The organism is Amycolatopsis nigrescens CSC17Ta-90 (assembly GCF_000384315.1).
Classification (GTDB): Bacteria; Actinomycetota; Actinomycetes; order Mycobacteriales; family Pseudonocardiaceae; genus Amycolatopsis; species Amycolatopsis nigrescens.
Window position 1 is genome coordinate 5,112,648 of sequence record NZ_ARVW01000001.1, and the last position, 24,286, is coordinate 5,136,933.

General features: G+C 68.9%; 22 protein-coding genes. 19 read left to right on the forward strand and 3 right to left on the reverse strand.

What is annotated here, in order from left to right:
• Window positions 1-2: 2 nt before the first annotated feature.
• On the reverse strand, window positions 3-833 hold the full coding sequence (locus tag AMYNI_RS0124255) for a thioredoxin-like domain-containing protein (protein WP_051116360.1): 831 nt from the start codon (window positions 831-833) through the stop codon (window positions 3-5).
• A 142-nt stretch (window positions 834-975) separates the two neighbouring features.
• Here AMYNI_RS0124255 and argS point away from each other — a divergent pair, with 142 nt between their 5' ends.
• From argS to rho, 6 genes are all read left to right on the forward strand, one after another.
• Complete coding sequence (gene argS, locus AMYNI_RS0124260) at window positions 976-2,631, forward strand: arginine--tRNA ligase (RefSeq protein ID WP_026360869.1); 1,656 nt, start codon at window positions 976-978, stop codon at window positions 2,629-2,631.
• A gap of 8 nt (window positions 2,632-2,639) precedes the next feature.
• Window positions 2,640-4,079 (forward strand): diaminopimelate decarboxylase, encoded by a 1,440-nt coding sequence (lysA, locus tag AMYNI_RS0124265; RefSeq protein WP_020670659.1) that lies wholly within the window; start codon window positions 2,640-2,642, stop codon window positions 4,077-4,079.
• Window positions 4,076-5,380, forward strand: a complete 1,305-nt coding sequence (locus AMYNI_RS0124270) for a homoserine dehydrogenase (protein WP_020670660.1) — start codon at window positions 4,076-4,078, stop codon at window positions 5,378-5,380. The genes lysA and AMYNI_RS0124270 overlap by 4 nt, the downstream gene beginning before the upstream one ends.
• A gap of 1 nt (window position 5,381) precedes the next feature.
• A complete protein-coding gene (gene thrC, locus AMYNI_RS0124275; RefSeq protein WP_020670661.1) occupies window positions 5,382-6,446 on the forward strand; it encodes a threonine synthase in 1,065 nt (354 codons plus the stop codon).
• Window positions 6,443-7,318 (forward strand): homoserine kinase, encoded by an 876-nt coding sequence (gene thrB / locus AMYNI_RS0124280; RefSeq protein ID WP_020670662.1) that lies wholly within the window; start codon window positions 6,443-6,445, stop codon window positions 7,316-7,318. Before thrC ends, thrB begins: the two co-directional genes overlap by 4 nt.
• Before the next feature lie 419 nt (window positions 7,319-7,737).
• Entirely contained in the window at window positions 7,738-9,816 is a 2,079-nt protein-coding gene (gene rho, locus AMYNI_RS0124285) for a transcription termination factor Rho (protein WP_020670663.1), read from the forward strand.
• Between the two features lie 79 nt (window positions 9,817-9,895).
• On the opposite strand, the gene AMYNI_RS0124290 is transcribed toward rho, so the two are convergent.
• Window positions 9,896-10,441 (reverse strand): hypothetical protein, encoded by a 546-nt coding sequence (locus AMYNI_RS0124290; RefSeq protein ID WP_020670664.1) that lies wholly within the window; start codon window positions 10,439-10,441, stop codon window positions 9,896-9,898.
• Window positions 10,442-10,694: 253 nt separating this feature from the next.
• On the opposite strand from AMYNI_RS0124290, the gene rpmE reads away from it, so the two are divergent.
• Window positions 10,695-10,922, forward strand: a complete 228-nt coding sequence (gene rpmE, locus AMYNI_RS0124295; RefSeq protein ID WP_020670665.1) for a 50S ribosomal protein L31 — start codon at window positions 10,695-10,697, stop codon at window positions 10,920-10,922.
• A 94-nt stretch (window positions 10,923-11,016) separates the two neighbouring features.
• On the forward strand, window positions 11,017-12,084 hold the full coding sequence (gene prfA / locus AMYNI_RS0124300; RefSeq protein ID WP_020670666.1) for a peptide chain release factor 1: 1,068 nt from the start codon (window positions 11,017-11,019) through the stop codon (window positions 12,082-12,084).
• Between the two features lie 53 nt (window positions 12,085-12,137).
• On the opposite strand, the gene AMYNI_RS0124305 is transcribed toward prfA, so the two are convergent.
• The gene (locus AMYNI_RS0124305) at window positions 12,138-12,947 is read right to left on the reverse strand and encodes a TIGR03619 family F420-dependent LLM class oxidoreductase (protein WP_020670667.1); all 810 of its coding nucleotides are present in this window, start codon (window positions 12,945-12,947) and stop codon (window positions 12,138-12,140) included.
• 428 nt (window positions 12,948-13,375) lie between these two features.
• On the opposite strand from AMYNI_RS0124305, the gene prmC reads away from it, so the two are divergent.
• From prmC to AMYNI_RS0124360, 11 genes are all read left to right on the forward strand, one after another.
• A complete protein-coding gene (gene prmC, locus AMYNI_RS0124310; protein ID WP_026360870.1) occupies window positions 13,376-14,245 on the forward strand; it encodes a peptide chain release factor N(5)-glutamine methyltransferase in 870 nt (289 codons plus the stop codon).
• A gap of 225 nt (window positions 14,246-14,470) precedes the next feature.
• Entirely contained in the window at window positions 14,471-16,381 is a 1,911-nt protein-coding gene (locus tag AMYNI_RS0124315) for a M6 family metalloprotease domain-containing protein (RefSeq protein WP_245574204.1), read from the forward strand.
• 65 nt (window positions 16,382-16,446) lie between these two features.
• A complete protein-coding gene (locus AMYNI_RS0124320; protein ID WP_020670670.1) occupies window positions 16,447-17,097 on the forward strand; it encodes an L-threonylcarbamoyladenylate synthase in 651 nt (216 codons plus the stop codon).
• Window positions 17,098-17,182: 85 nt separating this feature from the next.
• Window positions 17,183-18,346, forward strand: coding sequence for a glycosyltransferase family 4 protein (locus AMYNI_RS0124325; RefSeq protein WP_020670671.1), 1,164 nt, complete (start codon window positions 17,183-17,185; stop codon window positions 18,344-18,346).
• Entirely contained in the window at window positions 18,343-18,810 is a 468-nt protein-coding gene (locus tag AMYNI_RS0124330; RefSeq protein ID WP_020670672.1) for a Cg1360 family ATP-synthase-associated protein, read from the forward strand. The genes AMYNI_RS0124325 and AMYNI_RS0124330 overlap by 4 nt, the downstream gene beginning before the upstream one ends.
• A gap of 282 nt (window positions 18,811-19,092) precedes the next feature.
• Window positions 19,093-19,887, forward strand: coding sequence for a F0F1 ATP synthase subunit A (atpB, locus tag AMYNI_RS0124335; protein ID WP_020670673.1), 795 nt, complete (start codon window positions 19,093-19,095; stop codon window positions 19,885-19,887).
• A 62-nt stretch (window positions 19,888-19,949) separates the two neighbouring features.
• Complete coding sequence (locus AMYNI_RS0124340) at window positions 19,950-20,207, forward strand: ATP synthase subunit c family protein (RefSeq protein ID WP_020670674.1); 258 nt, start codon at window positions 19,950-19,952, stop codon at window positions 20,205-20,207.
• Window positions 20,208-20,245: 38 nt separating this feature from the next.
• A complete protein-coding gene (locus tag AMYNI_RS0124345) occupies window positions 20,246-20,797 on the forward strand; it encodes a F0F1 ATP synthase subunit B (RefSeq protein WP_020670675.1) in 552 nt (183 codons plus the stop codon).
• Between the two features lie 6 nt (window positions 20,798-20,803).
• Complete coding sequence (locus tag AMYNI_RS0124350; RefSeq protein ID WP_020670676.1) at window positions 20,804-21,625, forward strand: F0F1 ATP synthase subunit delta; 822 nt, start codon at window positions 20,804-20,806, stop codon at window positions 21,623-21,625.
• A 64-nt stretch (window positions 21,626-21,689) separates the two neighbouring features.
• The gene (atpA, locus tag AMYNI_RS0124355) at window positions 21,690-23,333 is read left to right on the forward strand and encodes a F0F1 ATP synthase subunit alpha (RefSeq protein ID WP_020670677.1); all 1,644 of its coding nucleotides are present in this window, start codon (window positions 21,690-21,692) and stop codon (window positions 23,331-23,333) included.
• A 12-nt stretch (window positions 23,334-23,345) separates the two neighbouring features.
• Entirely contained in the window at window positions 23,346-24,284 is a 939-nt protein-coding gene (locus AMYNI_RS0124360; protein WP_020670678.1) for a F0F1 ATP synthase subunit gamma, read from the forward strand.
• The last annotated feature ends 2 nt before the right edge of the window (window positions 24,285-24,286 follow it).

A 24,286-nucleotide genomic window follows, 5' to 3' on the forward strand; every position in this document is an offset into this window, starting at 1 on the left:
GCTCAGCCTCCGGCCGGCGGCATCGGGGGCTGCTGGCCGTCCTGCTGGGTGCCTTCGGTGCCCTTGTAGTCCATCGGCTTGGCGTCCGGGCCCGGCGGGGTCGGGTCGAACGGCGGCGGGTTGTCCAGGTCGAAGCCGCCGGGCCCGGTCGCGTCGCAGGACGCGCCGATCTCCGGGTAGACCCCGTTGCCGTTCTGCCGCAGCGCCACGATGAACTGGTCGATCCGCTCGTCGTCCACATTGTCCAGCTTCAGCTGGTGGCCCCAGGACTGCAGCGAGATCGGCTTGTCCAGGCCGGGGTAGGGCGACATCACGGTGTAGGGCTTGCCGTCCACCCGGACCCGGAGCTTGTTCAGCGCGTCGCCGCTGATCTGGTCCGGGTTGTAGGCGATCCAGATCGCCCCGTGCTCGAGGGAGTGCACCAGGTTCTCGGTGCGCACCGCGTTCGGGTAGACGATCCCGGTGCAGGCCGCCCATGCCTGGTCGTGTGGTCCGCCGAAAGGCGGCGAGCGGTCGTAGGCGACCCGCTCGGCCGCCGAGACGTGCACACTGGCCTCGTACTTCTGGGTGACGATGCCCGCGAGTTTCAGGGACGGGTCCGGGTTCTCCGCGGTCGGCGCGAACGCCGCGGCGGCAGCTTCGCGGTCCGCCTGCGCCCGCTTGTCCCCGGACTCGACGTAGTAGTAGATGAGCACGGTCGCCAGCAGCGCCACCACGGCGACCACGGCGACGATGGTGCCCCAGGGGGTGCCCTTCTTGCTCACCACGGAACTGCTGCGGGCAGCCTTGACGGCTTTCTTCGGCGTGCCCTTCTTCTTCGTCCCACTAGCCATCGCGGTGTTCCGACCTCGTCTCGTCCGGCACGTGCTGCCAGGTGCACGTGGTGGCCTGGTGTGGCCAGTGTAGGGAGTAGGTGTCTGGTCACCGTCAACCCGCTCGCCGGGGGCCCGACCGCCCGCACTTAGACTTTTGCGGGTGACCCCTGCCGCCCTAGCTGACCTGGTCCGATCCTCCGCCGTGCAGGTGCTCGACGCGCGTGGTGCGGACCACGCCGTGCTGCCCGATCCGGTGACCATCGAGCGCCCGCGGAATCCCGAACACGGAGACTACGCGACCAACCTGGCTCTCCAGGTAGCGAAGAAAGTAGGGCTTGCGCCGCGGGAGTTCGCCGACGAGCTGGCCGAGAAGCTCGCGAACGCCGACGGGGTGGTGTCGGCCGAGGTCGCCGGGCCGGGGTTCCTGAACATCCGGCTGGCCGCGTCCGCGCAGGGCGAGGTCGTCAGCCAGGTGCTCGCCGCCGGTGCCGGCTACGGCCGCGGGGACGGCATGACCGGCCGCAAGATCAACCTCGAGTTCGTCTCGGCCAACCCGACCGGCCCGATCCACCTCGGCGGCACCCGCTGGGCCGCGGTGGGCGACGCGCTCGGCCGGGTGCTCAGCGCGCAGGGCGCCGACGTCACCCGCGAGTACTACTTCAACGACGCGGGCGCGCAGATCGACCGGTTCGTGCGGTCGCTGATCGCCGCCGCGAAGGGCGACCCGGCGCCGGAGGACGGTTACGCCGGCGGGTATGTCACGGACATCGCGGCCGAGGTGCTCCGCCAGGAGCCCAGCGCGCTGTCCATGCCGGAGGACGAACGGCACGAGACCTTCCGGCGGGTCGGCATTTCGCTGATGTTCACCGAGATCAAGGACTCGCTGCACCGGTTCGGCACCGACTTCGACGTGTTCTTCCACGAGGACTCCCTGCACGGCTCCGGTGCGGTGGAGCGTGTGGTCGAACGGCTCAAGGAGAACGGCAAGCTCTACTGGGACAACGGCGCCTGGTGGCTGCGCACCACCGAGTTCGGCGACGACAAGGACCGGGTGGTGATCAAGAGCGACGGGGAGCCCGCCTACATCGCCGGGGACATCGCCTACCTGCGCGACAAGCGGGAACGCGGCTTCGACCTGTGCATCTACATGCTCGGCGCGGACCACCACGGCTACGTCTCCAGGCTCAAGGTCGCGGCCGCCGCGCTGGACGACGACCCCGACGTGGTCGAGGTGCTGATCGGCCAGATGGTCAACCTGGTCAGCGACGGAAAGCCGGTGCGGATGAGCAAGCGCGCCGGTACCGTGATCACCCTCGACGACCTGGTCGAGGCGGTCGGTGTGGACGCGGCCCGCTACGAGCTGAACCGCTACTCCGTCGACTCCACTTTGGACATAGACCTGGACCTGCTGCGCAAGCACAGCAACGAAAACCCGGTCTACTACGTGCAGTACGCGCACGCGAGGCTGTGCTCCTTGCGGCGCAACGCGGCCGACCTCGGGCTGGAGCCGGTGGAGAACCCATCGCTCGGCCTGCTCACCCACCCGCGCGAGGGCGACCTGATCCGCTCCATCGGCGAATTCCCCACCGTGCTGCGCAAGGCGGCGGAACTGCGCGAGCCGCACCGGGTGGCGCGGTACCTGGAAAGCCTGGCCGGTTCGTACCACAAGTTCTACGCCGAAGCGCGCGTACTTCCTCAGGGAGACGAGGACGCGACGCCGCTGACCCACGCCCGGCTCGCCCTGTGCGACGCCGCGCGTCAGGTGTTCGCCAACGGTCTCTCGCTGCTCGGTGTCTCTGCTCCGGAACGGATGTAACCCAGAATATGTGCGCTCACCCAGCGGGCCCCCGCTACGCCGAAATCCACCCGCACGCCGACACCTCCGGCTTCCCGCCGTCCAGCCCGGCCGAGCTGGACCGGCTCTACCCCAAGGTCTGGCCGCGCAACGCCTACCGCGCGCCGGACGGCGTGGTCCGGATCGCCGGGGTGGACGTCCGCGAGCTGGCGGAGACCTACGGCACGCCGCTGTTCGTGGTGGACGAGGCCGACTTCAAGTCGCGCTGCGCCGAGTACGCGGAGGCCTTCGACGACCCGTCGCTGGTGCACTACGCCTCGAAAGCCTTCCTCAGCACCGAAATTGCCCGCTGGGTGGCGGCGCAGGGGCTGAGCCTGGACGTGTGCAGCGGCGGTGAGCTGGCCATCGCGCAGCGCGCGAACTTCCCGCCGGAGCGGATCACCTTCCACGGCAACAACAAGTCCATCGCCGAGCTGGAGGCCGCGGTCGACGCCGGCGTCGGCACCGTGGTGCTCGACTCGTTCTACGAGATCGCCAGGCTGGCCGACGTGGCAGCCAAGCGGGACGTGGTGCAGCGGGTGCTGATCCGGGTCACCGTCGGGGTCGAGGCGCACACCCACGAGTTCATCGCGACCGCGCACGAGGACCAGAAGTTCGGGTTTTCGCTGGCTTCCGGCGACGCCGCCGAGGCGGTGCGCCGGGTGCTGAACGTGCCTTCGCTGAACCTGGCCGGCCTGCACAGCCACATCGGGTCGCAGATCTTCGACGCGGACGGTTTCGAGGTCGCCGCCCGCCGGGTGGTCGGCCTGCTCGCCGAGCTGGGCAAGGAGCACGGCGGCGACCTGCTCGAGCAGATGTCCATTGTGGACCTCGGTGGCGGGTTCGGGATCGCATACACGGACAAGGACAACCCACCGCCGCCGGCCCAGATGATCACCCAGATCAGGGAGATGGTGCGGAAGGAATGCGAGTACGCCGACCTGCCGGTGCCCCGGATCGCGGGTGAGCCCGGCCGCGCCATCGCCGGGCCGGGCACGGTCACCCTGTACGAGGTGGGCACGGTCAAGGACGTCGCGCTCGGTGACAACGCGGTGCGCCGCTACATCAGCGTGGACGGCGGGATGAGCGACAACATCCGTACCGCGCTGTACGACGCGGTGTACGACTGCCGGCTGGTCTCCAGGTCGAGCGACGACGGCGATCCGCAGTCCGCCGGCGCCGCGCTGTCCCGCGTGGTGGGAAAACACTGTGAATCCGGCGACATCGTGGTCCGGGACTGCTGGCTACCCGACACCCTGGCGCCCGGCGATCTGCTGGCCGTGGCGGCGACCGGTGCCTACTGCTACTCGATGGCCAGTGGCTACAACCGGCAGCCGCGGCCGGCGGTGGTCGCGGTCCGCAACGGGAGCGCCCGGCTCCTGCTGCGGCGCGAGACGACGGAGGACATGTTGCGCCTGGAGGTTTCGTGAGTGCCCGAGCCGGACGTCCGATCAAGGTAGCGCTGCTCGGTTGCGGCACCGTCGGCGGCGAGGTCGCCAGGCTGCTCACCGAGCAGGCCGGTGAGCTGGCCGCCAGGGTCGGCGCGCCGCTGGAGCTGGCCGGTATCGCGGTGCGCCGGCCGGACAAGCATCCGGAGCTGCCGCCGGAACTGCTCACCTCGGACGCGACCGCGCTGGTGGAATCCGACGTGGACGTGGTGGTGGAGCTGATCGGCGGGATCGAGCCGGCCCGCACCTGGCTGCTCGCCGCGCTGCGGGCCGGCAAGTCCGTGGTCACCGCGAACAAGGCGCTGCTCGCCGAGCATTCGGCGGAGCTGTCCGAGGCCGCCGACGCGACCGGTGCGGATCTTTACTTCGAAGCATCCGTGGCCGGTGCCATTCCGCTGCTCCGGCCGTTGCGGGAGTCGCTGGCCGGTGACCGGATCACCAGGGTGATGGGCATCGTCAACGGCACCACCAACTACATCCTCTCCGCGATGGACTCCACCGGCGCCGGCTACGCGGAGACCCTGGACGAGGCGAGCAGGCTTGGCTACGCCGAGGCGGACCCGACCGCGGACGTGGACGGCTACGACGCGGCGTCCAAGGCGGCGATCCTGGCGTCGCTGGCCTTCCACACCAGGGTCACCGCCGCCGACGTGCACCGCGAGGGCATCGCCGGGGTGAGCGCCTCGGACATCGTCGCGGCGAAGGTGCTCGGCCGCACGGTCAAGCTGCTGGCCATCTGCGAGCGGGTCACCTCCGCGGACGGCACCGAGTCGGTGTCCGTGCGGGTGCACCCGGTGATGCTGCCGCGCACCCACCAGCTCTCCGGGGTCGGCGGCGCGTTCAACGCGGTCTACGTGGAGGCGGACGCGGCCGGGGAGCTGATGTTCTACGGCCAGGGCGCGGGTGGCGCGCCGACCGCGAGCGCGGTGCTCGGCGACCTGGTCGCGGTGGCCCGCAACCAGGTGGTCAGCGGCCGCGGCCCGCGCGAGTCGGCGCATGCGGCGCTGCCGGTGCGGCCGATGGGGCAGACCCCGACCCGTTATCACGTCAGCCTCGACGTGGCCGACGTGCCGGGGGTGCTGGCCCAGGTCGCGCAGGTGTTCGCCGCGCACGATGTGAGCATCGCCACGGTCCGGCAGCGGGACAGGCATTCCACCGCGAGCCTGGTCATCGTCACCCATTTGGCCAAGGACGCCGCCTTGCAGTCCACTGTGGACGAAATCGGCAAGATGGACGTGGTGCGGGAAGTCGTCAGTGTGATGCGGGTGGAAGGTGAGGACTGAAATGGGTGCGCAAGCGGGCTGGCCCGGGATCATCGAGGCCTATGCCGCGCGGATTCCCATTCCCGCCGGTGCCAAGGTGATCACCCTCGGCGAGGGCAACACGCCGCTGCTGCCGGCGCCGCACCTGTCCGAGCTGACCGGCTCCGAGGTGTACCTGAAGGTCGAGGGCGCCAACCCGACCGGTTCGTTCAAGGACCGCGGCATGACCGTGGCCATCACGCATGCGCTGGCCAGCGGGCTGCAGGCGGTGATCTGCGCGTCCACCGGCAACACCTCCGCCTCCGCGTCGGCCTATGCCGCGCGCGCCGGGCTGACCTCCGCGGTGCTGGTGCCCCAGGGCAAGATCGCGCTCGGCAAGATGGCCCAGGCGGTGCTGCACGGCGCCCGGATCCTGCAGGTGGACGGCAATTTCGACGATTGCCTGGAACTGGCCCGCAAAACCGCCGCGGACTATCCGGTGACCTTGGTCAACTCGGTCAACCCGGTCCGGCTGGTCGGTCAGAAAACGGCGGCATGGGAAATCTGCGACGTACTCGGCAAGGCGCCGGATATTCATTGCCTGCCGGTGGGTAACGCGGGAAATATCACCGCGTATTGGGGCGGCTACTCCGAATACGCCGCAGATGGTGTGGTGCGGAGCACACCGCGGATGTTCGGTTTCCAGGCCGCCGGCGCGGCCCCGTTGGTGCATGGCCAACCGGTGGCGGAGCCGGAGACGGTGGCCACCGCGATCCGGGTGGGCAGCCCGGCGTCCTGGACCTCCGCGGTCAAGGCGAAGAACTCGTCGGGTGGTCTGTTCGAAGCGGTCAGTGACCAGGACATCCTGGCGGCGTACCGGTTGCTGGCCCGCAAGGAGGGCGTGTTCGTCGAGCCGGCCTCGGCCACCAGCGTGGCCGGGCTGCTGGCCACCGCCGCCGACGGCCGGATTCCGAAGGGTTCGCTGGTGGTCTGCACGGTCACCGGGCACGGCCTGAAGGACCCGGCCACCGCGCTCGAAGGCAACGTCGAGGTGGAGCCGCTGGCGGTCGACCCCAGTGCGGTGGCGGCGGCCCTGGAGTTGTCGTGAAGTTCGTGGTTCGGGTGCCGGCTTCCACGGCGAACCTCGGGCCGGGGTTCGACGCGCTCGGCATGGCGCTCGCGCTGTACGACGTGGTCGAGGTGCAGGTCGCCGATGCCGGGCTGAAGGTCGAGGTGATCGACGCCGGTGCCGGCGGGGTGCAGGACGTGCCCACTGACGAGTCCCACCTGGTGGTTCGCGCGCTGTACCGGGCGTGCGCGCATCTCGGGCTGCGGCCACCGGGGCTGCATCTTCGCTGTCACAACGCGATTCCGCACGGTCGCGGCCTCGGTTCCTCCGCGTCCGCGGTGGTCGCCGGCGTGGCCGCCGGGTACACCCTGGCCGGGCGGCCGCTGGACGAGCACGCGCTGCGGCTCGCCGCCGAGTTCGAAGGACACGCGGACAACGCCGCGGCCAGCCTGTTCGGCGGGCTGGCCATCGCTTGGTCACAGAATGGTGAATTCCACGCCGCGCGGCTCACCCCGCACGCCTCGATCCGCCCGGTGGTCGCGGTTCCGCAGCTGCGCTCGTCCACCGACGAGACAAGGCGGCTGCTGCCGGAAACCGTGCCGCACACCGACGCCGCGTTCACCGCCGGACGGGCGGCGCTGGCCGTGCTCGCGCTCACCGAGCGGCCCGAGCTGCTGCCGGCCGCCACCGAGGACCGCCTGCACCAGGACTACCGGGCGCCCGCGCTGCCGGCGAGTGCCGCGCTGGTCCGCGCGCTGCGGGAAAGCGGGGTGGCCGCGGTGATTTCCGGGGCGGGGCCGACCGTGCTCGCGTTGACCACGGACGGAGATCTGCCGGCTACGGTTGATACTGCCGGTTTTACTGTCACGGAACTGCCGGTGGATCTGGTAGGTGTACAGGTTGATGGATAGTGGCTTCCCGCGCAGAGGGCGGGGAACCAGCGGTAATGAGGCACGCCATGCAGGGGGTGGTTGTTGCACCTCGTCCCTGGTCGGTCTACCCTCGGGGGCGTTCGATCACCGTGCGCATTCCGCACCCGGTGTCGGTCCCGGGAATCTTCCCGGATCGCATCTCTCGTTGAGCCGATAATTCCGCACAGAACACGGTGCAGGGTGGACCTAGGCGGGTTCGGCGGTAGCAGCGGTGACGGATTCCGCGTACTCCACCTGGAGCACGCAACTTCCCGTGCTGGCGGCCCCGCCGCTGTGACACGCACGTCTCGGCTGGAGAAGTCTGCATCGGGATACCAGAGCAAGCCGTCTCGCAATTCGGACGTGGGCGGTGGTCCGCTGATCCACCTGGAGGCGTGGATCGGTCAGGAAGGACATGTGTGAGCAACACCGATCTTTTGAGCGGGGACGTGGAAAGCCAGGCGGCATCGGCAGGTGACGCCGGAGCAGGGGAGGGCACCACGGCCACGCCGAAGCGCCGCACCGGCGGGTTGTCCGGCATGGTCATCGCTGACCTGCGGGAACTCGCTACCGAACTCGGCGTCGGCGACACCGGCGGAATGCGCAAGGGAGACCTGATCGCCGCGATCCGGGAACGCCAGGGCAAGAGCAAGCGCCGCACCGCGGCCAACGACACGCTGCCGCTGGAGGGCATCGACGGCGGCAAGTCGGAGAAGGCCGAGAAGACCGAGGAGCCGAAGGCGCGCACCAGGGCCACGCGTGCGCAGCAGGCCCCGGCCGCCGCGCCCGACGCCGAGGCACCGGCCAAGCCGGCCGCCGAGCAGCCGGTGCAGTCCGAGCAGCCGGTGCAGGCAGTGCGGGCTGTGCAGGCTCCGGCCGCCGAGGCGGCATCCGCCCCTGCCACCGCGCCGTCCGAGTCCGCACCGGCGGAGAAGCCGTCCGGCGATGGCGGCCAGCAGGAAGGCCAGCAGCGCGAGGAAGGCGGCCGCAGCCGTCGCCGTCGCGGCTCCAACCGGTCCGCGGGCGCCCCCGAGGGCGGTCAGTCCGAGGAGCGCGGCCAGCGGTCCGGCGAACGCTCCGAAGGCGGGGACCAGCGGCGGCAGAACGACCGCCAGGGCAACCGCGGTGGCCAGGAGTCCGGTCGCGGCGGGGACAACCGGGACAACCGGGGTGACCGCAACCAGGACAACCGCGGCCAGCAGGGCAACCGCGGCCAGGACACCGGACGTGGCGGCGGCCAGGACGACGACGAGGACGGCGGCGGCCGTCGCGGCCGCCGGTTCCGCGACCGGCGTCGTCGTGGCAGCGGTGGCGGTGGCCGTGAAGGCGGCAGCCCGGACACCGAGATCCGCGAGGACGACGTGCTGCTCCCGGTCGCCGGGATCCTGGACGTGCTGGACAACTACGCGTTCGTGCGTACTTCCGGGTACCTCGCCGGGCCGAACGATGTGTACGTCTCGCTTTCGCTGGTCCGCAAGTTCGGCCTGCGCCGCGGTGACGCGATCACCGGCGTGGTCCGCCAGCCGCGGGACGGCGAGCAGCAGCGGCAGAAGTTCAACCCGCTGGTGCGTGTGGACAGCATCAACGGTCTGGAGCCGGACGCGGCCAAGAAGCGCGCGGAATTCACCAAGCTGACCCCGCTGTACCCGAACGAGCGCCTGCGGCTGGAGACCGAGTCGCACAAGCTCACCACCAGGGTGATCGACCTGGTGATGCCGGTGGGCAAGGGGCAGCGCGCGCTGATCGTGTCGCCGCCGAAGGCCGGTAAGACCACGATCATGCAGGACATCGCGAACGCGATCACCACCAACAACCCGGAGTGCCACCTGATGGTGGTGCTGGTGGACGAGCGCCCGGAAGAGGTCACCGACATGCAGCGGTCGGTGAAGGGCGAGGTCATCGCCTCCACCTTCGACCGCCAGCCGTCCGACCACACCTCGGTCGCCGAGCTCGCCATCGAGCGCGCCAAGCGCCTGGTGGAGATGGGCATGGACGTGGTCGTGCTGCTCGACTCGATCACCCGCCTCGGCCGTGCCTACAACCTGGCGGCCCCGGCGTCCGGCCGGATCCTTTCCGGTGGTGTCGACTCGACGGCGCTGTTCCCGCCGAAGCGGTTCCTCGGTGCGGCGCGGAACATCGAGAACGGCGGCTCGCTGACGATCTTCGCCACCGCGATGGTGGAGACCGGTTCCACCGGTGACACGGTGATCTTCGAGGAGTTCAAGGGCACCGGTAACGCGGAGCTCAAGCTGGACCGCAAGATCGCCGAGCGGCGGGTGTTCCCCGCGGTGGACGTCAACCCGTCCAGCACCCGTAAGGAAGAGCTGCTGCTGCCGCCGGACGAGCTGGCCGTGGTGCACAAGCTGAACCGAGTGCTGCACGCGTTGGACTCGCAGCAGGCGATCGATCTGCTGATCTCCAGGCTGCGCAAGACGAAGACCAACATCGAGTTCCTGATGCAGGTCTCCAAGACAGCCCTCGGCCCGGACGAGGACTAACGCTCAACTATGCAGTGAAGGCCACCTTGCCTGCGTTCAACGCAGGCAAGGTGGCCTTCACTGCATCCGGGGCGGGGAGCTAGGGGCGCGGGACGGCGGCCGGGGTCCAGCCGCGGTAGGCGTTGAAGTAGTTCACGCTGGACGCGTGGCCGATCTTGCCGCCGATGCTGGTGGCGTAGATGCCGCCGTTGCCGTCCGCGATGCCGACATGGCCGTACTGGCTGATGTTCCAGTAGACGAACGCGCCGAGCGGCGGCTTGCTGCCGTCGGTGTGCTTGGGGCTCGCGCCGTTCCAGTGCGCGTTGGCAGACGCCCAGACGCCGGTGGTGCCGTAGGCGTTCTCGACCGCCTTTTCGCAGAGGCCCTGCCAGCCGGTGCTGCCCATGTGGTTCTTGTACCACTGGATCGCGCCGGCCGGCGTGCCGTCGCCGGCGCCGAGCACGGACAGTTCGCTTTCCGGCACCGTGCTGAAGGTGCCGGCCGCCGGGTTGATGTCCGCCGCGGTGATCTCGGTGCCGGTGGGGGCCGTGACGGCGCCGCCGGTGGCTGGGGCGGCCACCATAGCGGCGGCCACGACGGCGGCCACGGCCATTGGCTTGGCGAGTGCGGTCAGCAGGTTGCGCATTGCTCCGCCTTCCTCTCTCAGGGTCAGAAAATCACTGACCCGGCCGAGGGTGGCCGTGCGCCGTACAAATGTTGTACACAGCAGGTACATGGTTGACGACTCAAGGTGTCCCTTTTGTGAGGTACGCGCGGGGAATACCTGCTCACGGGGGTGCGTTGACGCTGGCGTCAGCCCGTCTGGCAGAATCATCCGCTGACGTCCGGCTCCGGTTCACCCCAGTTCGGGGACCCGGCGGCCACAGAGAGAGGACACCATGAAGAGCGGTATTCACCCCGAGTACGTGGTCACCACCGTGACCTGCGGCTGCGGCAACACCTTCACCACCCGTAGCACCAAGACCTCCGGCGAAATCCACGCCGACATCTGCTCGAACTGCCACCCGTTCTACACCGGCAAGCAGAAGATTCTGGACACCGGTGGCCGGGTCGCCCGGTTCGAGGCGCGCTACGGCAAGCGGCAGAAGAAAGCCGACGCCAACTAGCTTCACCCACGGCGCCCATTCCCGGCTGGGAGTGGGCGCCGTTTTTCTTGCCGGCGGACCTGCCGACCAACGTGGCCGAGAAGGGGTGTGAGCTGTGGATTCGAATTCCCTGCGGGGGCTGCTCGACGAGCACGCGGAGCTGGAGAAGCAGCTCGCGGACCCGGCTGTGCATGCCGACCAGGCCCGCGCGCGCAAGCTGGGCCGGCGCTACGCCGAGTTGTCGCCGGTGGTCAAGGTGATCGGCGAGCTGGACGGCGCGCGGGAGGATTTCGCCGCGGCCAAGGAGCTCGGCGCCGAGGACCCGGCGTTCGCGGCCGAGGCCGAGGAGATCGGCGCCCGGATTCCGGCGCTGGAGACCAGGCTGACCGAGCTGCTGCTGCCGCGCGACCCGTACGACGCCTCCGACGTGGTGATGGAGATCAAGTCGGGCGAGGGCGGCGAGGAGTCCGCGCTGTTCGCCGGCGATCTGCTGCGCATGTACCTGCGCTACGCCGAGCGGCACGGCTGGAAGGCCGAGGTGCTGGACTCGGTGGACTCCGATCTCGGCGGCTTCAAGGACGCCACGGTGTCGATCAAGAGCCGGGGCGCCGACGCGGACGGCGTGTGGGCCAGGCTCAAGTTCGAAGGCGGGGTGCACCGGGTGCAGCGGGTGCCCGCGACCGAGTCGCAGGGCCGCATCCACACCTCCGCGGCCGGGGTGCTGATCTATCCGGAGCCGGAGGAGGTCGAGGTGGAGATCGACCCCAACGACCTGCGCATCGACGTGTTCCGGTCGTCCGGGCCCGGCGGGCAGAGCGTGAACACCACCGACTCGGCGGTCCGGATCACGCACCTGCCGACCGGGATCGTGGTGTCCTGCCAGAACGAGAAGTCGCAGATCCAGAACAGGGCGCGGGCGATCCAGGTGCTCCAGGCGCGGCTGCAGGCGATCGCCGAGGAGGAGGCCGCGGCCAAGGCGTCGGACGCCAGGCGTTCCCAGGTCCGCACGGTGGACCGGTCCGAGCGGGTGCGCACGTACAACTTCGCGGAGAACCGGATCGCCGACCACCGGGTGAACTACAAGGCGTACAACCTGGACCAGGTGCTCGACGGCGACCTCGACGGGGTGCTCGACGCGCTGATCACCGCCGACCGCGAAGAACGTCTCGCCGCGCACGCCTGACTTCCCGGCAAATAGCCGGCTTTTCGCCCTTACGCCAAAGGGCAAATAGTCGGCTATTTGCCCAAGGTGGCGGCGAACTCGGCCATGCGGTCCGCGAAACCGGACTCTTCGCCGAACCAGACGGCCAGTGCGTCCGCACCGGCTTCGGCGAACCGATGTGCTTCGTCGACGGCCTTGGCCAGCTCGCTTTTGCCGCCGCGCCAAGCGATCCTGGTGCTCACCCGAATGTCGCGTGTGGACAGTTCGCGGATGCGCGCGACATTCCGGGTGAACCCGGCCGGGTCGAGCGCGAAGCCCTGCCACTCGTCGGCCAGTGCCGCCGCCCGCTTCAGCGCGTGTTCCGAAGTGCCGCCCACCATGATCGGTATTTCGCGAAGCGGCTGCGGGCCGAAGAGCCCGGACGAATGGCCGTAGAACCGTCCTTCGAACCGGCCGCCGCCGCGGAACAGGTGCCGTAGCAACGAGATTCCCTCGTCCGTCCTGGCGCCCCTCGTGTGGAAGTCCGCGCCCACGCTGGCGAACTCCGTGCGGTCCCAGCCGATCCCGAGGCCGAGCGTGAGCCGCTGCCCGGCGAGCCTGTCCAAAGTGGCCGCTTGCTTGGCCACCACGAACGGGTTCCGCATCGGCAGTACTAGCACCGAGGTGCCGAGCCCGATCGTGCTCGTCCTGGCCGCCAGGTACGAGAGGGTCACCAGCGGCTCGTACACCCCGCCGTAGACGTCGTCGTGCCCGGTTGGCGGCAGCAGATGGTCCGGCAGCCACGCCATCCGGTATCCCAGCCGTTCGGCCTCCACGCCGAGCTCCACCGGGCGTTGAGCGTCCATTGTGGATGATTCGTCCGGCAGTACCACCTGCAGCTCCATGCCACGACGGTAAACCTTTACACGGATGTGAAGGTCAAGCCGGGAATGACGTGGGTCACACGCACCCGGGGAGCTGGTGCCCGGGTGACCCAGCATTCCCCTCCCGGCGCTGGGGCACCCGGACGTGGTGATCATCGCCCGCCCGTCGCCGCCGGGCATCTGTACCAGCCGGTATCCACCGTCCAGGTGACGGCGAACGGCTGGTCAAATAGGTGGACCCCGGCGTCGAGGGGGGAACGCGCCGGGGTCCGCGCCCGAGCCAAAAGGGGAGGTGGCTCAAGGGCGTACTGATCTTAGACACTTCCGGGCCGGAAGTAGTAGGCCACGAACGGGTGCGTTTGCAACTGTTGACACCGTGACCGGCCGCGGAGCCGACTCGCCGGGCAGGCCGCCGCTGCCAAATCCGCAGGTGTGCCAGGCTGGACGCTGTGAAGCGACAACCCTTGCGTCTGGCGATCATGGAGGCGACCCGGATACTCGAGGAAGCCGGTGTCGCCTCTCCGCGGAACGACGCCGAGTTGCTCGCGGCGCATGTGCTCGGCGTGGACCGCGGCAGGCTGCCGCTGGTACCGCTGGTCGACCCGCCGGTGGTGGAGGCGATCGGCCAGCTGGTCGCGCGGCGGGCGAAGCGGGTGCCGCTGCAGCACCTCACCGGCTGGGCCGCGCTCGGCGGCATCACCGTCTCGGTCGGCGCCGGGGTGTTCACCCCCCGGCCCGAGACCGAGCTGCTGCTGGAGTGGGGACTCGGCGTGCTCAAGGGCCGCGAGTACCCGGTGGTGGTCGACCTGTGCACCGGCTCCGGCGCGCTCGCGCTGGCCGTGGCGCACGCCAGGCCGGACGCCGTGGTCTACGCGGTGGACATCGACCCGAAGGCGCTGGCCTGGGCGAGGCACAACGCCGAGCAGCGGGTCGCCGAGGGGGACACGCACATCCGGCTCTACTCCGGCGATATCGGGGACAGCACGATGTTCGCCGAGCTGGACGGTTTGGTGGACCTGGTGCTGTGCAACCCGCCGTACGTGCCGGAGGGCACCGCGGTGCCGCCGGAGGTCTCCGAGCACGACCCCGCGCACGCGGTTTTCGCCGGGGACGGCGGGCTGGCCGTGATCAGGTCCGCGGTCGCGGCCGCGGCCCGGCTGCTGCGGCCCGGCGGCGGGCTGGCGATCGAGCACGACGACACCCAGGGCACCGCGGTGCCCGCGCTGCTCAGGACCCGCCGGGTGCTCACCGACGTGGCAGGTCACGCCGACCTCGCCGGGCGCCCGCGGTTCGTGACGGCCCGGCGGAGCGCGCGGTAGCCGTTTCGTTCGCGGGCAAATGACTCGGCAACCTACGCCTAAAGGCCGTTGTGGCGCGCTGACCCCGCTTCCTACGCTCGCTCAAGTGGCTGCCGGATGTGGCGGCCCGTTTCACGAGGAGCTGTGATGCGACCATCCGGCCGTCGACCACGCACGACCCCACACCGGGCGCGGAGAGTGAGAATCTTCTCGGTGCTGGGGACGCTGGTCCTGCTTAGCGCGCTGATGAGCACTACCGCGGTCGCCCAGGCCGCTGGCCGGGACTGGCCAGGGCCGATCGACTCGTCCCGGTGGGAGAACCAGGACGACATGACCTGGGACGACTACCGCAAGGTGCCTGGCACGGACTGGGCCAACCCGGACCTGAAGGCGACCGAACGGACCTTCAAGGGCGCGGTCGTGCTGGCCGACTACCCCGACGAGAACTTCGCCGTCACCCAGCCGCCGCACTCCACCGTCTTCGGGAACCCGACCACGGAGGCGAGCAACATCCCGCGGGAACAGGTGGCGAAGTACTACCAGGACTTCCTGAACAAACCGCAGGCCCTCAACCGCGGGCACACCATCAACGAGTACTGGATGGAGGACTCCGGCGGCAGGCTCGGGGTCGAGCTGACCGCGTTCGGCCCGTACCGGATGCCGGGCAAGTCGTTCGAGTACGGCATGGACTTCCAGGACGCCTGCCCGCCGGGCGGGAACTGCGAGCGCGACCTGCGCGCCGACGCCGGCGCGGCGTGGAAGGCCGACGTCGGTGAGCCGGAGACCAAGAAGTACGACTTCATCTTCTACCTGTCCGCCGGCCAGGACGAGAGCTCGACCTGGCAGGAGTTCGGCGAGATGAAGTTCGGTGCCAAGGAGAACGTGCCCGCCGAATTCGGTCCCGGCGTTGCAGGGCAGCACAACTGGGCCGACACCCGGTATGTGCCGTGGACCTCCTGGAAGTCGGCGGCCTCGATCTGGCCGAACGCGCGGACCGGTTCGTCCACCCAGGCGGAGAGCTCCGGGCAGGGGGTTTTCGCGCACGAGTTCAGCCATATTCTCGGTATCGGCGACAACTACAACAACCCGTTCGGCACACCCGCTTCCCGTTCGTACACCGGGCCGTGGGAAATGCTTTCGCGAGGCAGTTTCAACGGACCGGGCGGCACGCACACCCGGTGGAAGATCCCGGCCACCCAGGGCGGTTCGATGGGGGCGCAGCACATGCTGCGCAACAAGCTGAAGCTGAAGATCGTCGCACCGGAGGACGTGCTGCAGCTCGACCGCGACCAGCTGGCCGACAGCGGGCCGGTCTCGGCCAGGATCACCGCCAGGGCGGCGGAGCCGAAACCGGGCGCCTACGCCGGTATCAACATCAAGCTGCCCGGTGGGGACAAATCGCCGAAATGCGATCGCAAAACCGATCCGTTGTGCGACGGCGGCGGTTACCACAATTACACGGTCGAGGTGGTGGACCGGATGGGCTCGGACTCGTTCGCGCCGGATTCCGGGGTGCTGATCGCCAAGACCAAGAACGAGGACAACGCGCCGTTCGAATGGATCGTGGACGCGAACCCGAAGGACATCGGGATCACCGACTACACCAAGCCGGACGGCACCCCGGTCAAGGTGACCATCGGTGACCAGCGGCAGCTCAACGACGCGGCGTTCAAGGCCGGCACCGAGGCGGCGGCCACCTACCAGTACACCGACGAGGCCAACCGGCTGCGGTTCCTGGTCTCGGACGTGCAGCGCGACCGCCAGGGCGTGCTGTCGTACACGGTCACCGTCGGGTCGCTGGACGGGGCCGGGGACCAGGCCAGGGGCGTGGCGCTGTGGCCGTCGCTGCCGGCCTACGCCTTCGGCGGGCTGGCGACCTGCCAGTTCCCGGTGGTCAACACCGGCCAGGCGAACGGGGTGGCGGCGCCGTTCGACACCGACACCTACCGGCTGAGCGCGAGCACGTCCTCGAAGGGCTGGCAGGTGAAGCTGCCGAACGAGCTCGTCACGGCGAAGTTCGGCGACCGCGCGACGGCCGCCGTGCACGCCAAGCGCGCACAGGGCGGTGCCCACATCGGCACCGTCGCGCTGACCGCCACGTCCGTCGCCGACCCGAGCAAGACCGCCACGTCGGTCTGCACGGCCTTCGGCTACTGACTGCGTCCGCGCCCCACGCACACGCGTGTGTGGGGCGCGGGGTACGCGGGGCTAGGCTCGGGCGCATGAGCGCGGTGTATGACTGCAACCGGGGAGAATCCAGGGCCGACGGGCTGGCCGCGGCGGCCGGCGCGGTGCGCTCCAGCAGGCTGGTGGTGCTGCCGACGGACACGGTGTACGGCATCGGCACGGACGCCTTCGACTCCGGCGCCGTGCAATCCCTGCTGCGGGCCAAGAACCGCGGCCCGGACATGCCGGTCGGCGTGCTGGTCGGCTCCTGGTCCACAGTGGACGGTCTGGTGATGGGCGTGCCGCCGGAGGCGCGGGCGCTGATGGAGGCGTTCTGGCCGGGCGACCTGTCGCTGGTGCTGCCGCACGCGCCCAGCCTGCGGTGGGACCTCGGCACCACCAAGGGCACCGTGATGCTGCGGATGCCGCTGCACCCGGTGGCGCTGGAGCTGCTGCGCGACGTCGGTCCGATGGCGGTCTCCAGCGCGAACGTCTCCGGGCGCACGCCGGCCCGCAACGTGCTGGAGGCGCAGGAACAGCTCGGCGACTCGGTGGCGGTCTACCTGGACGGCGGCCCGAGCGGCGAGCCGGTGCCCTCCACCATCGTCGACCTGACCGGCACCGATCCGCTCGTGCTGCGCGAAGGCGCGGTCAAGATCGCGGCGGTCTCCGAAGTGCTGGGTGTCGAGGTCGCCGCGGCTTCCTGAGCCCGGACCGAGCCGAGACCAGTGCCTCACCCGGCAAGCGGTAGCGTGACCGACGTGAACCGGAACCCGGAGGCGTAACGCGGCCGTGCCACCCACCGTCAACGCCGGTCTCCCGATCCGGGAGTACATCCTCGTCGCCCTCATCACCGCGGCTCTGACCTTCCTGCTGACCGGACTGGTCCGCCGCTTCGCCACCCGCATCGGTGCCATCGCCACCCCACGCGCCAGGGACGTGCACGTGATCCCGATCCCGCGGATGGGCGGGCTCGCGATGTACTTCGGCGTCTGCGGCGGGATGGCGCTGGCGCACCAGCTGCCGGTGCTGCGCCGCGCGTTCGAGTACTCGCTCGACCCGGTCGGCGTGCTGCTCGGCGGCGCGGTGATCGTGCTGATCGGCGCGCTGGACGACCGTTTCGAGCTGGACGCCTGGACCAAGCTGGCGGGTCAGGTCATGTGCGCCGGGATTCTGGTGCTCTTCGGCGTGCAGTGGCTGGAGCTGTGGGTGCCGTGGGGCGGGGACGACGAGTCCATCGGTTCGGTGCTCGTGCTGGACAAGAACCAGGGCGCCCTGTTCACCGTGCTGCTGGTGGTGGTCATGGTGAACGCGATGAACTTCGTGGACGGCCTGGACGGGCTGGCGAGCGGGCTCGGCTTCATCGCCGCGGCCGCCACCTGCGTGTTCTCCATCGGCGTGCTCTCGTCCACGAACAACTACGTCGGCGCCTACCCGCCGGCGCTGATCGCCGCCACCCTCGCCGGCGCCTGTCTCGGCTTCCTGCCGCACAACTTCCAGCCCGCGAAGATCTTCATGGGCGACTCCGGTTCGATGCTGATCGGCCTCATGCTGTCCTCGGCGAGCGTGTCGGCCTCCGGCCGGATCCCGTACAGCCAGTTCGAGGCCACCGACATCCTCGGCTTGCTCTCCCCGCTGATCGTGGTCGCCGCGGTGCTCTTCCTGCCGCTGCTGGACCTGCTGATGGCCGTGGTGCGCCGGACGAGGCGCGGGGAGAGCCCGTTCGCCGCGGACAAGATGCACCTGCACCACCGACTGCTGGAGATCGGGCACTCCCAGCGCCGGGCCGTGCTGCTGATCTACTTCTGGGCCGGTCTGCTGGCCTTCGGCGCGGTCTCGGTGACCCTGTTCGACAGCGCCGCGGTGCTCTGGGTGGTGGGTGCGGGCCTGCTGGTTGCGATCCTCGTTTCGGCCGTACCTAGACTGAGGTCTCGCAATCAGGGAGCGCAGCAGTGAGTGACACCGAGACCGACCCGGTCGACAAGACAGACAAAGCGGACAACCCGCATGCACAGGCGACGCTGAAGCTGGCCAACGCCATGCAGCGTGCGACGCTGGTCTTCGGCCTGGGCACGATCGCGGTCGCGCTGATCGTGTTCACCATCCTGTACGGCACCGACGGCCTGATCGGAGCGCTTATCGGCGGCGCGGTGGCGTTCGGCTCCTCGATGGCGACTCTGGCCGTGATGCGCTTCTGCGCCGGTATGGAGCCGATGATGATCATGGCCGTGGTGCTGGGCAGCTACGTGGTCAAGATCCTCATCCTGCTCGGCCTGATGACCCTGCTCAGCGGGGTGGGCTGGTTGCACCCCTACGCGCTCGCGATCACCATGCTGGCCGCGTTCATGGTGGCCGCCGGTGCCGAGGTCCGCGCGTTCCAGAAGACCAAGATCCCGACGATCATCCCGGACGGGCGCTAGGCCGTTCGTCCGCTTAGGAGTACGCCCGTACGGCGTGCTCTCACCGACTGATATGGTCCGCAGTGTGGAGGCGGCACGCTCAGCCGTTCCTCCCGGTGGTGAACCCCGAATTGCAGCGTGGCGCTCGTGTCGTGTCGCCGTGTACGCCTTTCACCGGATCGCCGTAACCGGGACTGGGAAGCCGCCTCCGGGTGCCCGGAGCGTATCGGGTACGTTAAGTCCAGATCGTGACGATTCCCCCGGCGGAGTGAACGCCGGCCGGGAGAACCGGAAGGAGCCCAGTTGAGGGCGCTGGTACTAGCCGAAGGTGACACGTTCAAGCCGCCTGGCGCCGGGGACTTCAATCTGCCCCCGCTCTTGGGCTCGGGCGACTGGGCCTTGACCAAGCCGGTCCTGCTGATCGTGCTGTCGGTTGGCATGATTGCCGCCTACTTCCTGCTCTCGTCGCGGAAGTTGTCGATCGTTCCTGGTAAGAGCCAGTTCGTCGCCGAGTCGATCTACGACTTCAGTCGTAACAACATCGCTCGCGAACAGATCGGTTCGAAAGACTTCAAACCGTTTATCCCGCTTGTTCTCGGACTGTTCACCTTCATCCTGGTGAACAACATCTTCGGGATCATTCCGGTAGTCCAGTTCCCGACGATGTCGCATTTCGGGTTCCCGGTCGCACTGGCCGTCCTGGTGGTCTACCCCGTCTACCACTTCGTCGGTATCAAGCGGCACGGCTTCGGCAAGTACGTGAAGAAGACCTTGGCGCCTCCCGGAGTGCCCAAGTTCGTGCTGCCGCTCTTCTCGCTGATCGAGTTCGCCGAGAAGTTCTTCCTGAACCCGCTCACGCTGGCGATCCGAGTTTTCGCCGCGATGTTCGCGGGTCACCTCATTCTGCTGGTGTTCGTGCTGGGCGGTGAGTTCCTGCTGCTCGAGGCCGGCGCGGCGTTGAAGCCCGTTTCGGCGGTCGCCTTCCTCTTCGCCATCGCGATGACGTTCCTCGAAGCCTTCATCCAGGTGCTGCAGGCCTACATCTTCGCCACCCTGGCGGCCAGTTACATCGGCGGGGCGCTCGCCTCCGACCACTGATAGAAGAGAACAACAAGACCCCCGATCCGCGGAACTGCGGACCGAGTTGAAGGGAAATGCAAGTGAGCAACATGGTTCTTGCGCAGGCAGCCGAGGCCGCGGTCAACATCAACCCGGGTCTCGCCGCCATTGGTTACGGCCTCGGCGCGATCGGCCCCGGTATCGGTGTGGGTCTGATCTTCGCCGCCGTCATCAACGGCACCGCCCGCCAGCCCGAAGCTCAGGGCAAGCTGACCAACATCGGCTTCACCACCTTCGTGCTTACCGAGGTGCTGGCCCTGATCGGCATCGTTATCTACTTCATCGCCTCCGGCGGCTGACCTGAGTTTAATCGCTCACCGCCCTTTAAGGAGACGTTGTGCTGAAGTCTGAACTGGTACTCGCCGCCGAGGCGCCGAACCCGATCATCCCGCATCCGTCGGAGATGATCATCGGTCTGGTCGCCTTCCTGCTGCTGCTCTGGGTGCTCAAGAAGTACGCCGTTCCTCGTTTCGAGGCGCTGTACAAGGAGCGCACGGAGAAGATCGAGGGCGGCATCGAGAAGGCCGAGAAGGCGCAGGCCGAAGCGGAAGAGGCGCTGGAGCAGTACAAGGCGCAGCTTGCCGAGGCGCGTGCCGAAGCGGCCAAGATCCGCGACGACGCCAGGCTGGAAGCCGAGCAGATCAAGGACGAACTGCGCGTCGAGGCACAGGCCGAGTCGCAGCGGATCGTGGCGCAGGGCGAGGCGCAGCTGCAGGCGCAGCGCGCGCAGATCGTCGCCGAGCTGCGCGCCGAACTCGGCCGCAACTCGGTCGAGCTGGCCAGCCGGATCGTCGGCGAGTCCCTGCAGGACGAGGCGCGCCAGCGCGGCACGGTCGACCGGTTCCTCGCCGAGCTCGGTTCCGGCGCCGCTAATGGAGCGGGGAAGTAGAAGTAGATGACGCTGCATGCTGCGAGCCGTGAGTCGCTCGGCCTCGCCGAGAACCGCCTCGGCGAGGTTCTGTCCGACGCGGGCACCGATCCGGCGACCGTCGGCGAGGAGCTGCTCTCCGTTGTCGAGTTGCTGGGCAGGGAGATCGGGCTGCGCCGGGCCGTCGCGGACGGCTCCGCGGCCGCCGACTCCCGGCAACGGCTGGTCCGTGCGCTGCTGGAGTCCAAGGTCTCCGAGCCGGCGCTGAAGGTGCTCGACGAGGTGGTCGGCAACCGCTGGTCCAGCCCTCGCGAGCTGATGGACGGTATCCAGTCACTCGGCCGGTCGGCCCTGCTGACCAGCGCCGAGAACACCGGGAACCTGGACACCGTCGAGGACGAGCTGTTCCGGATCTCCCGCACCGTGGCCGGTTCGCCGGACCTGGAGCGGGCACTGGCCGACCAGACCGCACCGGCCGAGGCCAAGCGGACGCTGGTGCACAGCCTGTTCGCCGGCAAGGTGGACGTGGTCTCCGAGAAGCTGGCCGAGCAGGTCATCCTGCGCAGCCGCGGCAAGGACGTGCTCGCCGGGCTCGACGAGCTGGTCCGGCTGGCCGCGGACCGGCGGCGGCGTTCGGTCGCCTACGTGACCAGCGCCAGCGAGCTGTCCGCCGAACAGCAGGCGCAGCTGACCGAGAAGCTGACCGGTATCTACGGACGGCAGATCGCCCTGCACGTCGAGATCGACCCCGCATTGGGCGGCGGCCTGGTCATCCGCGTCGGTGACGAGGTCATCGACGGCAGTGCGGCCGGGCGGATCGCCGCGTTGCGCAGGCAGTTGGCCGGCTGATGATCCGACCGGCGTCACCAAATACTTTGCACACTGGCAAGAACGAAGCGAGAGCGGGAACGACATGGCGGAGCTGACGATCTCCTCGGACGAGATCCGTAGCGCGATCGAGAACTACGTCTCCAGTTACTCCCCGGACGTGAGCCGGGAAGAGGTCGGCCGGGTCATCGACACCGGTGACGGTGTGGCGCACGTCGAGGGCCTGCCCTCGACCATGGCCAACGAGCTGCTGGAGTTCCCCGGCGGCATCCTCGGGGTGGCCCAGAACCTGGAGCCGCGCCAGATGGGTGTGGTCATCCTCGGTAACTACGAGTCGATCCAGGAAGGCCAGGAGGTCAAGCGGACCGGCCAGATCCTGTCGGTCCCGGTCGGCGAGAACTTCCTCGGCCGCACCATCGACCCGCTCGGCAAGGCGATCGACGGCCTCGGCGACATCGAGTCCGACGAGCGCCGCGCGCTCGAGCTGCAGGCCGCTTCGGTGGTGCAGCGCCAGCCGGTGTCCGAGCCGCTGCAGACCGGCATCACCTCGATCGACGCGCAGACCCCGATCGGCCGTGGCCAGCGCCAGCTGATCATCGGTGACCGCAAGACCGGCAAGACCACGGTCTGCGTGGACACGATCATCAACCAGAAGCGCAACTGGGAGACCGGCGACCCGAAGCAGCAGGTGCGCTGCATCTACGTCGCGATCGGCCAGAAGGGCTCCACGATCGCCAACGTCCGCAAGACGCTTGAGGACGCGGGCGCGCTGGAGTACACCACGATCGTCGCCGCCCCGGCGTCCGACTCGGCCGGCTTCAAGTGGCTGGCGCCGTTCACCGGTGCCGCGCTCGGCCAGCACTGGATGTACCAGGGCAAGCACGTGCTGATCGTGTTCGACGACCTCACCAAGCAGGCCGAGGCCTACCGCGCGATCTCGCTGCTGCTGCGCCGCCCGCCGGGCCGCGAGGCGTTCCCCGGCGACGTCTTCTACTTGCACTCCCGCCTGCTCGAGCGGTGCGCCAAGCTGAACGACGAGCTGGGCGCCGGCTCGCTGACCGGGCTGCCGATCATCGAGACCAAGGCCAACGACATCTCGGCCTACATCCCGACGAACGTCATCTCGATCACCGACGGCCAGTGCTTCTTCCAGTCGGACCTGTTCAACTCGGGCCAGCGCCCCGCGGTCGACGTGACCACGTCGGTCTCCCGAGTCGGTGGTGACGCGCAGATCAAGGCGATGAAGTCGGTCTCCGGCTCGCTGCGGATCGACCTGTCCCAGTACGAGGAGCTGAAGTCCTTCGCGGCCTTCGCCTCCGACCTGGACGCGGCCTCCAAGGCGCAGCTGGACCGCGGTGCCCGGCTCTACGAGCTGCTCAAGCAGCCGCAGAACTCGCCGATCCCGGTCGAGCAGCAGGTCGTCACCGTGTTCCTGGGTACCAAGGGGCACTTCGACGACGTGCCGATCGAGGACGTCGCCCGGTTCAACCGCGAACTGATCGAGAACCTGCGGCACAAGCACGACGAGATCCTCACCGCGGTCCGCGAGGAGAAGAAGTGGACCGAGGAGCTGGCCGAGAAGGCCATCGCGGCGACGAACGAGTTCAAGAAGGGGTTCACCACCTCTGAGGGCAAGACGCTGCTCAACGAAGCGGACGCCGACGCGATGGACGCCGACAAGGTCGGGCAGGAGACCGTGAAGGTCAACAAGCCCGCACCGAAGAAGTAACCGGGTACCGGCATGGCACAACTTCGCGAACTACGTGAACGGGTACGGGCGACCAAGTCGATCGGCAAGATCACCAAGGCCTACGAGCTCATCGCGACCTCGCGGATCGGCAAGGCGCAGGCCAGGGTGGCCGCCGCCCGGCCGTACGCCGACGAGATCACCAACGTGCTCTCCGCCCTGGCCAGCGCGGCGTCCACGCTGGACACCCCGCTGCTGACCGAGCGCCCCGACGCCAAGCGCGCCGCGGTGCTGGTGGTGACCAGCGACAAGGGGCTGTGCGGCGGCTACAACGCCAACGTGCTGCGGGCCACCGAGGAGCTGCTCTCGCTGCTGCGTTCGGAGGGCAAGACGCCGACGCTGTACGTGATCGGCGACAAGGGGCTGAACTACTACCAGTTCCGCGGCCGCGAGCTCGCGCAGAGCTGGACCGGGTTCTCGCAGACCCCCAGGTACGAGAACGCCGCGACCACCGGGCAGATCCTGGTCGACCTGTTCCTCGCCGGAGCGGACGACGAGGGCGGCACCCCCGGTGCGGACGGCGTGCTCGGCGTGGACGAGCTGCACATCGTCTACACCGAGTTCAAGTCGATGCTCACCCAGACGCCGGTGGCCAAGCGGATCGCGCCGATGGAGGTCGAGTACTCGGACGACGAGCCGGAGCAGACCGGCATCAACTCGGCCTACGAGTTCGAGCCGAGCGCGGAGAAGCTGCTGGACGCGTTGCTGCCGAAGTACATCAACACGCGGATTTTCGCGGCGTTGCTGGAGTCGGCCGCGTCGGAGCTGGCCGCGCGCCGCACCGCGATGAAGGCGGCCTCGGACAACGCGAACGACCTGGTCGAGCAGCTGAGCAGGCAGGCGAACCAGGCGCGTCAGGCCCAGGTCACCCAGGAGATCAGCGAAATCGTCGGTGGGGCTAACGCGCTCGCCGCTGTAGGAAGTGATGACTAAGC